General features: G+C 37.8%; 11 protein-coding genes (1 of these 11 running past the window's edge). 2 read left to right on the forward strand and 9 right to left on the reverse strand.

Features of this window, described 5'->3' with window-relative positions:
• From ACO1DI_RS16645 to ACO1DI_RS16660, 4 genes are all read right to left on the reverse strand, one after another.
• A protein-coding gene (locus tag ACO1DI_RS16645) for an enoyl-CoA hydratase-related protein (protein ID WP_043981729.1) crosses the window boundary here: on the reverse strand, window positions 1-426 show its 5' portion. 351 nt of this gene lie to the left of the window's left edge; only the first 426 of its 777 coding nucleotides appear in the window; its start codon is at window positions 424-426; the stop codon falls past the left edge of the window.
• A 35-nt stretch (window positions 427-461) separates the two neighbouring features.
• Window positions 462-1,994 carry a fatty acid--CoA ligase family protein gene (locus ACO1DI_RS16650; RefSeq protein WP_226556408.1) on the reverse strand — a complete coding sequence of 511 codons (1,533 nt, stop codon included), beginning with the start codon at window positions 1,992-1,994 and terminating at the stop codon, window positions 462-464.
• A gap of 169 nt (window positions 1,995-2,163) precedes the next feature.
• Window positions 2,164-3,153 carry a lipoate--protein ligase gene (locus ACO1DI_RS16655; RefSeq protein ID WP_074897530.1) on the reverse strand — a complete coding sequence of 330 codons (990 nt, stop codon included), beginning with the start codon at window positions 3,151-3,153 and terminating at the stop codon, window positions 2,164-2,166.
• A gap of 15 nt (window positions 3,154-3,168) precedes the next feature.
• Entirely contained in the window at window positions 3,169-3,900 is a 732-nt protein-coding gene (locus ACO1DI_RS16660; protein WP_140451873.1) for an MBL fold metallo-hydrolase, read from the reverse strand.
• A gap of 228 nt (window positions 3,901-4,128) precedes the next feature.
• On the opposite strand from ACO1DI_RS16660, the gene yhfH reads away from it, so the two are divergent.
• Window positions 4,129-4,260, forward strand: a complete 132-nt coding sequence (yhfH, locus tag ACO1DI_RS16665; protein WP_013055337.1) for a protein YhfH — start codon at window positions 4,129-4,131, stop codon at window positions 4,258-4,260.
• A 38-nt stretch (window positions 4,261-4,298) separates the two neighbouring features.
• On the opposite strand, the gene ACO1DI_RS16670 is transcribed toward yhfH, so the two are convergent.
• The 3 genes from ACO1DI_RS16670 to ACO1DI_RS16680 form a co-directional block, all read right to left on the reverse strand.
• Window positions 4,299-5,882, reverse strand: coding sequence for a response regulator transcription factor (locus ACO1DI_RS16670; protein WP_115653036.1), 1,584 nt, complete (start codon window positions 5,880-5,882; stop codon window positions 4,299-4,301).
• Window positions 5,860-7,680 carry a cache domain-containing sensor histidine kinase gene (locus tag ACO1DI_RS16675; protein WP_115653035.1) on the reverse strand — a complete coding sequence of 607 codons (1,821 nt, stop codon included), beginning with the start codon at window positions 7,678-7,680 and terminating at the stop codon, window positions 5,860-5,862. Before ACO1DI_RS16675 ends, ACO1DI_RS16670 begins: the two co-directional genes overlap by 23 nt.
• Window positions 7,681-7,828: 148 nt before the next feature.
• Entirely contained in the window at window positions 7,829-9,118 is a 1,290-nt protein-coding gene (locus ACO1DI_RS16680; protein WP_034654463.1) for an ABC transporter substrate-binding protein, read from the reverse strand.
• 281 nt (window positions 9,119-9,399) lie between these two features.
• Between ACO1DI_RS16680 and ACO1DI_RS16685 the strand changes: the two genes are divergently transcribed.
• The gene (locus ACO1DI_RS16685; RefSeq protein WP_115653034.1) at window positions 9,400-11,568 is read left to right on the forward strand and encodes a peptidoglycan D,D-transpeptidase FtsI family protein; all 2,169 of its coding nucleotides are present in this window, start codon (window positions 9,400-9,402) and stop codon (window positions 11,566-11,568) included.
• A gap of 52 nt (window positions 11,569-11,620) precedes the next feature.
• On the opposite strand, the gene ACO1DI_RS16690 is transcribed toward ACO1DI_RS16685, so the two are convergent.
• Window positions 11,621-12,190: a TetR/AcrR family transcriptional regulator gene (locus ACO1DI_RS16690; RefSeq protein ID WP_042992340.1), complete on the reverse strand. Its 570-nt coding sequence runs from the start codon at window positions 12,188-12,190 to the stop codon at window positions 11,621-11,623.
• Window positions 12,191-12,352: 162 nt separating this feature from the next.
• Window positions 12,353-13,774: a protoporphyrinogen oxidase gene (gene hemY / locus ACO1DI_RS16695; protein ID WP_423145477.1), complete on the reverse strand. Its 1,422-nt coding sequence runs from the start codon at window positions 13,772-13,774 to the stop codon at window positions 12,353-12,355.
• Window positions 13,775-13,776 lie beyond the last annotated feature (2 nt).

Here is a 13,776-nt window from a genome sequence, read left to right on the forward strand (position 1 = left end):
TCCTGCGCCTGGTATAATCGCTAAGCTTGTTTCCGTTAAACCCATAAGCGCTTCGGTTGAAGCAATCCGGAAATCACATGCTAAAGCCAGCTCCATTCCTCCTCCAAATGCATATCCATTGATGATTGCTATCGTTGGCTGAGGAAGCTGCTCTATCTTCGAAAACACTTCTCCTATTTTGTAAATATTGCGCTTTACTTCTTGATCAGAGAGGGTTTTACGTTCTTTTAAATCGGCCCCTACGCTAAAAGACTTTTCACCTGCCCCTTTAAACGTCACAACTCGAATATCTTTTTGAATACGAATTCCTTCAATTACTTCTTCCAATTCTTTAAGCATATCGTAATTAAAAGCATTCATCGCTTCCGGACGGTTCAGTATCACATGGGCGACGTGTCCCTTCATTTCATAAGAAATAGATGACATCCTTTTACCACCTCCAAATTGGAATCGCTTTCATTTTATCGCTCCTGAGATACTTGTTGCTTCAGTGCACGCCGTAAAATTTTTCCCGTTGTATTTTTAGGAAGTTCTTTTAAAAATTCAATTTCACTTGGCACTTTATATTTAGCAAGGTGCTCTTTGCAGTAGGCAATAAGCTTCTCTTCTGTTATCTCTTGATTATTGCAAACCACGTAACACTTGACACATTCACCTAAGGAAGGATCAGGGACTCCGATAACAGCCACTTCTACAATATCTGGATGCGCATATAGCACTTCTTCTACTTCGCGAGGATAAACATTATATCCTCCTACAATAATTAAATCTTTTTTACGGTCAACGATATAAAAATAACCTTCCTTATCCATTCTTGCTAAGTCACCTGTATACAGCCAACCATCTCGGAGAGCATATTCCGTGTCTTCAGGAAGCTTGTAATACCCTTTCATCACGTTAGGGCCTTTGACGATAAGTTCGCCAACTTGTCCTACTTCTACTTCTTCTCCTAGTTCGTTTACCACTGTATTTTCAACATTCATAATAGATGTACCTATAGAACCGGCTTTTCTCTCTCGGTCAATCGGATTGAAACACGTCACAGGAGAAGCCTCAGATAAGCCATACCCTTCTGCTACCATTACCCCAAACTTACGTTCAAAATTGGTTAGAAGTGCCACCGGCATTGATGCCCCGCCTGATATACAAAGCCTTACCGTGTGAAAGTGCTCTTTTTTCCCTTTGTCATGCTGAAGTAAGAAATTATACATTGTGGGAACGCCGGCAAAAATAGTCGCTTGTCGATTTTGAATTAATTCAAATATAGAAGATGGACTGAATTTTGGTTCAATTAATACTGTTCCTCCATTCATTAAAGGCGCATTCAATGAAACAGTTAAACAAAATACGTGAAACATCGGTAAAGCAGCTACGACTCGGTCATTCCCATTTATACTTAAATAATCTGCTACGTCTTGAGCATTTGAATAAATATTTTTATGTGTAAGCATAGCTCCTTTTGGTTTTCCAGTTGTTCCTGACGTATAAAGAATGATAGCCACATCTTCTTCTTTTAACTCCTGAAAATTATATGTAGCTTCTCCTCTGTTTACAACTTGCGAGAACGAGTGAAAATAAGAAGGTATATTTTCCGCTTTATGTGTTGTTTCGCATAAAATAACATGTTCCAGAAACGGAATGTGCCCAATGATTTTCTTTAAAATAGGTAAAAGTAAATCAACTGCAATAACTGCTTTTACGTCTCCATCTTGAAGCATGTAGCTAATTTCATCCGCTGTGTAAATAGGATTAATGGGTATAACAGTAGCTCCCACTCGAAGAGCACCGTACAATCCAATAACAAAATGAGGCGAGTTGCCGACAATCAAAGCGATATGATCTCCTTTTTTTACACCTAATTGCTTCAGACCATTAGCAAACTTCGATACCGATGCATCAAGCTCTGCGTAAGATGTTTCATGGTCCATAAAAACATATGCCGATTTTTGTGGAAATTGCTCAGCTGTTTTATGAAGCTGTGCTGACAAATTCATCTCATAACTTCCTCCTTTTAATAACGAATGAATGAACAACCATTCATTATTAAGTCATAATAATGTAAAAATTCTTACTTCTTCTATCCTATTATAATGTTACTGTTGTTCTATTGACAAGACTCATCTGTTTAAAAAGAAAAAAAGCCTGATATAGCAGACTTTTTTCTTAATAGATTAATTCAACAAACTCTTCTTTTGTAATATTACCAAAATAATGTGGAATATCGATGTCTTCTAAGGCTTGTTCAATAGAAGCTTTTTCATAACGAACACCTGTTAATTTTCCCTGTACTTCCTGGACGTCACCCACTCCAAAGAAATCTCCGTAAATGGTGCAAGCATCGATTTTTCCTTTATTCACTTCTAAACGAACGTCAATTTGTCCCACAGGAAAGCGGTGAGAGTGCTGTAAGTTAAATTTAGGTGATTTTCCATAGTTCCAATCCCATGACTGATAGCGCTCTTTAGAAATTTGATGAATCGTTTCCCAATCTTTTTCCGTTAGTTTATATTCTGTTATATTTTCTTCTCCGTCAAAGATATACCGAAGCAGCATTTCTCTAAATTCTTCCACCGTTACTTTCTGTTCTAAAAATTCGCTGATATTTGCTACTCTATTTCGAATAGACTTAATGCCTTTGGATTCAATTTTATCTTTTTTTACTTTTAACGCTGATACGACGTTTTCAATTTCTGAATCAAAAAGAAGAGTTCCGTGACTGAACATTCTTCCTTTCGTGGAAAACTGAGCGTTCCCAGAAATTTTTCGTCCTTCGGCCATTAAATCATTTCGTCCGCTTAGCTCAGCATTAACTCCTAACTTCTTTAACGCTTCCACGACCGGCTCGGTAAACTTTTTAAAATTATGAAAGCTATTTCCATCATCTTTTGTAATAAAGCTGAAGTTTAAATTTCCTTTATCATGATAAACGGCACCGCCTCCAGATAGACGTCTCACTACATGAATTTGCTGATCTTCCACATATTTTGTATTAATCTCCTCAATGGTGTTCTGGTTTTTCCCAATAATAATAGAAGGTTCATTAATATAAAACAGCAGATATGTCTCATTAATGTCTAGATGCTTGAGCGCATACTCTTCAATTGCTAAGTTAATTCGGGGATCATAATTTTTTTGATTATCAATAAATAACATTCATTTTCCTCCTTGTTATTCCCATACATATCCTGATTCAGCTAACGTGAGCGTACCTCCATAAAGAGCAGCAGCTTCCTCCACTAGCTGTTGATGTTCTCCATAGTGCGGAAGGTGAGTAAGCATAAGGTGTTTGACACTTGCTTTAGAAGCAAGTGTACCGGCTTCTGTACTTGTCATGTGTCCAGCTCCGCTTCCATCTTGGCTAGCATAAAAATTACATTCACAAATAAGAAGATCTGCATTTTCTGAGAAGGAAACAAATTCTTGTAAATAGCTCGAGTCCGCTGTGTACACGACGGTTTGATTGCCAGCACTTATTCTCATGGCATAACAAACGACTGGATGTTTCGTTTTCATAAATTCGATTGTAAAAGGTCCAACTTCAAGTTTTTGGCTCGGATCGTACTCTACTCCTTTAGTAATTCCTTTATGAGTAAGTTTGTTGAAGCTTTCTTGATCATATGTATGTCCATAAATAGAAAGTTCCTTAACAGCGTTACCTAGATGAGTCTGAATGAGGCGAGCATATTGAAATACTCCGACATCAGCCACGTGATCATGATGATAATGAGATAAAATCATAGCGTCTATTTCTTCTGGCTTTGTATATTTTTGCAGCTGAGCCAATGCACCGCTTCCACAATCAACAAGCAGCTGAAATCCATCGTGCTCAACTAAATAGCTAGAAGTAGCTTCTGAAACCGCGGGATATCCTCCCCAAAAACCAATAACAGTTACTTTCATTTCAATCACCCTTTCGTACTATTTTTATTACGTTCAGTATACCCTACTTTTTTTTGAAAACTAACTGAAAGGCATTCGTTTCCGCCATTTTATCGAAATAACTCATTGTTATATAACAAATAACCACTTAGAATAGTAAAATAGGCTAAATTGTTATAAAACATAATTGACATTTCACCATCTGTTATAATACAATGTTAGTAACAAAACCAACGGAGGGGATTTAAAATGTTAGAAAAAATGACTGAATTTTTCAAAAGATTACCCAATAAAAAATGCGTAGAATGCGGAAACGACATCGAGGAACAGCATGAGTGCTACGGAAATAAATGCGATCACTGTCTAGATATCATGAAATAAAAAAAGCTGAAACTGTTATAAAACAGTTTCAGCTTTTTTTATACGGTCAAACTGCGATACTCGTTTGGCGTAATGCCTTCTACTTTTTTAAACACTTTTCGAAAGTATTTATCATCATGATATCCAATCATATTCGCAATTTCATAGATTTTTAGTTCTTCATTTAGTAAAAGTGATTTGGCTTTATTCATTCTGACTTTCACCATATAATCTGAAATGTTTTCTTGAAATTCTTGCTTAAACTTCCTCGAAATGTATTCACGGCTTAAATAGAAACGTTCCGATATTTCTTGAAGCTTGACATCTCGATGAAAATTTTGCTGCAAATATTGTTCGATCTCATAAATAACGTCGCGATTGTTTTGCTTGCTATACCTTTTTATTACTTTTAAAAAGCGCTTTACTTCACGCTTCTTTTTCTCTACATACTTTGCTATCTGAAACTGCCCATCTTGGTTATAGAAAAAAGAAAGAACATATTCAGGACCGTTATTTATCGTATAAGGAATGTGATATCTTTTTAACCAATGCTGGCTTAACAGCTGATATTCCTGCTCAAAATGCAGAATTTGCTTTAATGATAGATAATTTTGTGCTTCAAAAGCTGCGATAATTTCGTTGAATACCGGCATAAAGGCTTCAAACTTCCCTACTTGCAGCGCTTCTTCAATTTTACTGTTATAATCCATCATATTTATTAATAAAGCACTTGCTAAAACGTCTTGCTCGCCGTAGACCTTCACTTTATTTTGATCAAGAACATTGCTTAATAAAAGCGAGGTTTTCGCATGTTCATAGGATTTCATTAGCTGATCAATAGAAGAGACTTTGCACCCTCTTGCAATCCGACAGCTCACGTCTAACGTACGGCGAATTGCTGTATGTAAAGCCGTCAGCAAAGAGGTGATGCGTTCAAAATCATTCCAAAATATAATGATAATTTCCCACTTATTTGATAAGTAACGGAAGGCTACCCCATTTTCTCCTGCCATCAGCATTTCATTGATTACATTTAAAATTGAAAAATAGGCTAAATCCCGATCACCTCCAAAAGAACGAATAATGGATTCATCTACACGTACAATCCCCACTTCATATTCTCTAGTCAGATGGAAACCAAACTCTTCATAGATTGATTGATTTAGCAAATAATTGTTCATTAACTGCGTCAGTTTTCGATCTCGATAAATCGGCTTCATTTCATTGATTAAACGATAGCTGCTATTATGGACTTTTCTGGACTCTTCTTCTTTCTTCCATTGGGTTACAGCTCGTACAAGCGTATCGTTTAAAATCGAAGGATCTACTGGCTTTAGAATATAATCCGTACTTCCAAAATGAATAGCTTTACGCATATAGTGGTAGTCATCATACCCTGTTACCACAATCGTTTTGCTAGAAGGTGAATTCTCTTTAATCCACTCCAACAAAGCAATTCCATCGATATTAGGCATCTTCATATCAGTAAAAATGATTTCCGGTCCATGATCCTCGATAAGCGCAATCGCTTGCTCACCGCTATCAGCTTCTATCACATCTGTAATTTCATGCTCTTCCCACTGTCCAAGCAGCTTTATTCCTTCTCTTACATGCTCTTCATCATCCACGATTAATACTTTCATCACTATCCCTCTTTTCTTCAATTGTTGTTAGCTTTATGACAACGGTAAAATCGTGATTTTCTTGACTGCTAATTTGCATTGAAGCATGATCTCCATAGTAGATGCGAAGTCGTTCATAAATATTTTGCAACCCAATATGCTCATCTGTTTGATTATACGATTGCTGAAGTCTCGTTTTTAATTGATTCAACTTTTGCTCTCCTATCCCTTTTCCGTTGTCAGAAACAGTTAGAATCAGTTCTTCTCCGTTCAACTTCGCTGAAATCAACAGCTTTCCGCTTCCTGTGCGGGTTTCGAATCCATGCTTAAAAGAATTCTCAACAAGAGGCTGTAAAATCATTTTCGGTATTCGCATAAGCTCTGCCTCTTTTTCGATATTTAACTCATACTCAAACTTTGAACCAAACCGCTGCTTCTGCAGACTCAAGAAAGCTTTTACGTGATCAACTTCTTGCTTTAAGCTAACGATATCCTCTTTCATATTCATGCTGTAACGCATAATGTGAGAAAGTGAGGTTAATAAAGAATATACTTCAACTGCTTTATGCTTAAGAGCAAGAGTTCCAATCGATTGAAATGCGTTGTATAAAAAATGCGGATTAATTTGTGACTGCAGCACTTTTAGCTGCGTTGATTTATTTTCTAATTCCAATCGAAATTTACGTTCAATCAAGTCATTAATTGTTTCTACCATAGAGGTAAAATGCCTTCCTAAAACACCAAATTCATCGTTTCCAAGCGACTTGAACCGCACCTCAAATGATCCTTTTTCCACTTCTTTCATATTGCGAATCAATACGTTAATCGGCTGTGTAAAACGTACTGATATAAAAAGCGTAGCGATAACGAGCATACACAAAAATGGCAGGCCAATTAATACATTCATAAGTGCTGTCTTTCTTGCATCCTCATATAAAACACTGTAAGGAATTCGTTTCACAATGTACAAGTCCTCAAAGGGCTGCTTAAGCTTTTCATACATTAATACGCCTGAGAAGCTTTTATCTTCCCATTCCATGCTATGGTCTTTTTGGGAAGTGAGCGCCTTCACCCACGCGTAGTTTTCATTTTTTCCAATAACCTTTGAATCAGAGGAATACAAAACCTTCCCTTTATTGTTCATTAAATAAAAATCTTCTGACTCTTCATTATATAAACGCTGCGATATAGATTGAATCTGGGTCATATTAATGTCTAAGGATAGATAAGCTAACAGCCTGTCTGATGGAATTTCATCAATCCGCTGATGAAAGCTAATAACTTGATTCGGCAGTGAGTCAATTAACGTTGATAAATTATTGTAGCTATAAATTTCATGGGTAGGCTCAATGGCAAGAAATTTATGATTTTTATTTAAATAAGAATAGTAAGGCTGAGTGTAAATATCATCGTACTTCCCTCTGCTGCTCACTTTCGAATTATAAGCTGTATACGAGTCATGCCCGTTCTCAATATAAAGATGGAGCTGTTCAATCTCTGGACGAGTATTATATAAATAAAGAAGAGTGCGTGATATTTCCAGCTGATTGGCTCCTAAGTCACTTGATACGCCTTCATCTAACACTTTAATAAATGGGTGGTAGCCGTATAGCCTTTTTGTAATATTAGCAATTTCATTTAAGTAATCACTCAAATCATTGCTTCCATTTTTAATAACTTGATAGTTGGTAGAAATAAATCGATTCTTAACCGTTTCTTTTGTGTATTGATACGTAAAAATCGTTGAAATTAGAAATGGAATAACGGTTGCGAATAAGAAAAACAAAATTAATTTCTTGCGTATGCTCCAGCCTTTCACAAACAACCTCCTTTGACTAATGTCATACATTATGACTATTATTATACATTAAAAGCGCTTTCAATTAACTATTATTTTTCATCACTATGAATCTAGACGTCTATTTTTTCACACTAAAAAGTCCGCGGTTTCCACGCGGACTTCTTGTTTATTTCTTCATTTTCGCCCAAATTGTATCTAATTTCTTCATAAACTCTTCTTCCGTCATTTGTTTGCCTGCATAAGACTGCATTGCTGCGCCTACTTCTTGAACCGTTCCTTCCGGATATTTAAACCAGTTCCAAGACAATGTTTTACCTTCTTCAGAGTATTTTAAGATATCATCAGATAAAGAATCGATTCCTTTTCCGTCGATGTTTTTGAACGCTGGAATGAACTTGAACTTTTCAACTAAGAATTTTTGACCCTCTTTAGAAGAAACCATCCAATTTAAGAATTCCTTCGCTGCTTTTTTATCTGCATCTGGCGCGTTTTTGTTCACTACCCAGTTATTTGGAACCCCGATTGCTAATTTATCATTTTTCTTCGCATCGTTGCTGATTGGCATTGGGATAAAGCCCATTTTCATGTCCGGATTGATTTTCGTGATCATATTTACCGTCCAGTTACCTTGTTGCATCATCGCTGTTTCACCAGAAGCAAATTGAGTAACTTGTGTATTGTAGTCTGTCGTTAGTGGATTTTTATTTCCATACTTTAACGTTAAATCGAACAGATTCATAAATTGCTTAAACGTTTCATTGCCTTCAAATTTTGCTTTTCCTTCGTTTAGACCTTTAATAAACGCATCTGGATCGTCTTGCTGCGCCATTGGAATATTAAATAAGTGGTTACCTAGCACCCACCACTCGCCGTATCCGTTAGAAAATGGCGTAATGCCTTTTGCTTTAAGCTTTTTAGAAGCTGCTTCTAATTCTGGCAACGTCTTAGGCAATTCTTTAATGCCTGCTTTTTCAAATAAATCTTTATTATAAATAAAACCATAACCTTCTAAGTTTAGCGGCTGACCATAGATTTTCCCGTCCATTGTCATCGGTTCTTTAGCGATATCATATAAATTATCTACCCACGGCTGATCAGATAAATCTTCTAATTTATCCTTCCACGTTTGCGCTTCTTGGAACCCTCCATTATTGAAGATATCAGGTTCATTTCCAGAGGCAAACTGTGCTTTTAATGCTGCACCATAGTCCGCGCCTCCGCCGACTGTTTGGATGTTAAACTTTACGTTTGGATGTTCTTTTGTATATTCATCCGTTAATTCTTTCAGCTGATCTGCAATTTCCACTTTAAACTGGAACATATCAATAACAACTTGATCACCTGAGCCTGTTGATTTACTTGCTTTTGAATCCGTACCTGAGTTTGAACATGCTGTCGCAAATAAAAGTGATGTTGCTAACACGCCAGACATTATTGAAAGCCTTTTCATTTTCATTCGTTTTGCCCCCCTTGATATCTATCTCTCTTTATTTTACCGATTCTAGGACATTTGAACAGGTAACAATATTGAACAACCGAGTGGAAAATATTGAACACCCTCCTTCAGCACCCTTCGACAGGTCTCTCTTCTTCCGCAAAAATTTCTATAAATTTTTTGGCTGTTTTATTCCACCTAATAACATTTATAGACAAAATTATGTTAATATGTAGAGTGATAGATTCATAAGAAAATTTATGAATTTTTTTAACTTGTATAAACAAAGTGAAGGGGTTTACATGAAAACTAAAAAGCGCAAAAAAACACATGTCTCATTTAGAATTAACTGGCTGTTTATTGTGGTTTTCCTGCTTTTTTCTGCACTCATTTTACGATTAGGCTTCGTACAGATCGTGTACGGAGAGAACTATAAACGAGAAGTTGAAAAAACAGAAGATGAAACGGTAGATTCACCGGTTCCTCGCGGAAAGATGCTAGACCGCTATGACCGCGTTATCGTGGATAATAAACCGTTGAACGCTGTCACGTACACGCGTTTGAAAGGCGTCACTCAAGAAGACAAGCTAAAAGTAGCTAAAAAGCTTGCCACTCTTATTGATGTTCCTGTTACAACAGACGTTTTTGGCAAATCGGATAAAAAGAAAGATAAGAATACGATTAAGCTAACAGAACGTGACTTAAAAGATTATTGGATTGCAACTCACCCAAAAGCAGCAGCGAAAAAAATTACCGCAGCGGATAAGCAAAAAGTAAAAGAAGGTCAACTTTCTGAAGATGATTTGTATCCTCTTCAGCTGAAGCGCATCACAAAAAACGAACTTTTGTCGGTGAAAGATGACCTTGAAGTGATTGCTATTAAAAGTAAGATGGAAGGCGGCTACGCGTTAACCGCTCAAATTATTAAAAGCGGCTTAACTGATAAAGAGCTTGCCGTTATTAGTGAGCAGCTGGGTGACTTACCGGGCGTTGATACGACAACTTACTGGGACCGTATGTATACATACGACGACTTACTTAGTACCTTGCTTGGTAAAATCACATCGGCTGATGAAGGATTGCCGAGCGAAAACTTACAGTACTACTTGTCACACGGCTACAGCCGTAACGACCGAGTAGGAAAAAGTTATTTAGAAAAGCAGTATGAAGACGTTCTTCGCGGTCAAAAAGCCCGCGTACAAAACGTAACGGACCGCTCCGGCAACTTAGTTAGTCAGGAGACCGTTACTGAAGGTCAGCGCGGCAGTGACTTAATTTTGACAATTGATATGGAGCTGCAAAAGCAAGTCGAAGATGCTTTAACAAAAGCTGTGACTTCTGGAGACAAAGGAACACGATTAATGGACCGAGCGTTTGCTATTATGATGGATCCTCATACAGGAGACATTTTAGCAATGGGCGGAAAACAGCTTGTTACTGATAAGCAAACCGGAGCACGTAAAGTACAAGACTTCGCTCTTGGTAACATGACAACTTCTTATGAAGTAGGGTCCGCAGTTAAAGGAGCGACCGTTCTAGCAGGACTTGATTCAGGCGCTATCCAGCCTGGTACGGTTTTTTACGATGCGCCGATGAAGTTTGCTGGAGGAACAATTAAAAAATCGTCTCATCCAATTGGAGCAACAGGTATTCAAAAAGCTTTGGAACAATCATCAAACGTGTTCATGTACCGTACGGTTATGAGCATGGCTGGTGAAACATATCGACCTGGCGGAAAGCTGAATATTCCTCCATCTATTTTTAACAAACTGCGCTCATACTATAGCCAGTTTGGTCTTGGAATTTCAACTGGAATTGACCTAGAAAATGAATCGACGGGTATTCGTAACAGCGTCACAAACGAACCGGGTAAAGCGTTGGATTTTGGTATCGGACAGTATGATACGTACACACCGCTTCAGCTTGTTCAGTACATCTCAACGATTGCTAACGGTGGATATCGCATGAAACCGCACTTAGTAAAAGAAATCCGCGAGCCTGAGCTTGATAGCGAGCTAAAAGGAAGTATTCAAAGTTCTGTTGAACCGGAAGTGTTAAATCGTATTACGATGAGCCAATCAGAAATTGAAATTGTTAAACAAGGTTTCCGTCGCGTAGTCACAAATGGAACTGGTAGAGCTCTAGGAAACGGAACAGCATATGCAAAATACAACATTGCTGGTAAATCAGGTACAGCTGAAACCTTCAACAAAGGGGTCAGCGTTCGTAACTCTACATTCGTTTCATACGCGCCTTATGATAACCCCGAAGTAGCCGTAGCGGTTGTTATCCCTTCTGCTTATGTAGCCGGAACTTCGAATTCATTAAGCAAAAAAGTTACTGGTGAAGTTATTAAAGCTTACTTCGACCTTAAGAAACAAGGCGAAAAAGAAGTAGAGCAAAAAGAAGAAGATGCAAAAACAGGAAATACAGAATTAAACGGCGTAAAAAAAGATGATAACGAACAATAAAAAAGGTCTCGTCATGAGACCTTTTTTGTTTTTTCTATAAAAAAAGCCCATCTCACTGAGACAGACCGCGTAAAAAGTATAGTTCAATTAATTCAGCAATTTTTTCTTCTGAAAGCGGCTCATGCCGTTTTTCCCAATCATAGACGAGTGCAATGTACATTTTAAATAATAAAAAAGCTGTGAGCTCCGGGCTGCACGGTTTGATTTCTTTTTTAGAAATCGCAATTTCAATTTTATTTTTTATATAAGTCAAAATCTCTTCTTCTACTCGCACCAGCACTTCCTGTACTGCTGTAGTGCCTAACTGCTGTTCTTGCACGAGCTTTAGCATGAGCTGATGCTCCGTGCGGAACTCTAAGATTCGAAAAATAGCTGCTTGGGCATTTTCAAAAAAAGGACGGCTGCTGTCAATGACAGTTTCAGCTGCATCTGTCATTTCTCGAATCATTCGTGTAACAATTTCATCGAATAACTCTTCTTTGTTTTTAAAAAAAGTATAAATCGTTCCTTTTCCGACATTTGCAAGCTTCGCCACTTGCTCCATAGTCGTTGCTTTATATCCAAACAGCGCAAATGATTTTGACGCTGCGTCAACAACTGATTGCTTTCGGTCTATAGCCACGTTATCCCCTTCTTTCTAACCAAATGAATATTTCAGTCAACAAGTACGGTTTTACTATAGCATAAGTTTCTTTTGCTTTTCAACCACAATCTCTTCTCTTAGCATAACCTTTCTCTTCAGGTAGTAGACAAAAAAGCGGAGCATTGATTCATCGCTCCACTTCTACAGCTGCTGCACGTATTTAACCGCTTTTTTAGCCACATCTTCTCCTTGCTCTACACATTCTGGTATACCTAGACCCTCGTACGAGCTTCCTGCTACATAAAGGCCTGCCAGCTCTTTTTCGAGCTGCTCGTTCATTGTATCTAGCATATCATGATGCCCGACCGTGTACTGAGGCATTGACTGCTTCCATCTCGTTACGGCGTAAAATTCAGGCTCAGCAGAAATTGTGATGAGCTTCTTCAAATCGTCTAGGACAATTTTGAAAATTTCATCGTCAGGCTGATCCACAATAGCTTCGTCTCCGGTTCGTCCAACTAAACATCTCAGCAGTACTTTTCCTTCCGGAACTGCGTGGGGCCATTTTTTATTTAACCACGTGCACGCCGTAATCGTGTAATCGCTATTTCTTGAAACGGCAATGTTCATTGCATCTAGATTGTCTTGCAGTGCTTTTTGTGCAAAGGCTATCACAACAGTAGCTACTGAAGTGGAAGGCACATGCTTCAACGGTTCGAATATTTTATATTCCGAAAGCATAGACTGAGCAGCTGCATGAGGAGAAGTTACAATAACGCTGTCTGCTTTTATGACTTTCCCGCTATTTAACGATAATTCATATGTGGTATCTTCTTTGTGAATTTTTTCTACTTTTATTCCTTTTGTAATAATATCAGGGTCTATTGCTTTTTCTACACCATCCACTAGCGATTGAAGACCTTCCTTTAATGTTAAAAAGACGCTATTTTTTTTAAACTCCGAATCATCACCGTGCTGTGGGTGAATTTCTTTTAGCTTTTTCATTCCAACAATTAAGCTTCGGTACTTATGTTCAGCATGCAGAAACTGTGGAAATGTTGATCTTAAGCTCAAACGGTCAACGTCTCCTGCGTAAATTCCTGATAATAGAGGTTCAATTAAATTTTCAACAACTTCATCACCAAACCGTCTTCTAAAAAATACGCCTAGCGAACGGTCATCCTGATTTTTTGTCTTTGGTATAAAAAAATCAGCTGCTGCGCGCAGCTTTCCAACAGGTGAAAATAGCCCCGTTGTGATAAAAGGAGATAACTTGGTTGGTATCCCCATTACAGCACCATCAGGCAGTGCATGCGGTGTATCTTTTACCAGAATATAGGATTTCCCTTTTTCATTTCCGACTAGCTCTCTACCTAGCCCCACTTCTTTTGCCAGCTTTGTAGCAGCTAGCTTACGAGCTAAAAATGAATCAGGACCTTTTTCAAATAAATAACCATCTCGTTTCACCGTTTGAATTTTTCCACCAAGCCGATGCGTCGCTTCTATTAATTGAAGATCAATTGGCAGCTGATGATCCTTTATTTTTTTTTGCAAATAATAGGCAGCTGAAAGACCTGTGATTCCTCCACCGATGATGACAACCTTTTTTCGTCTATGCGTCACGT

It is taken from the genome of Priestia sp. 40, from assembly GCF_049368575.1.
Taxonomy (GTDB): domain Bacteria; phylum Bacillota; class Bacilli; order Bacillales; family Bacillaceae_H; genus Priestia; species Priestia zanthoxyli.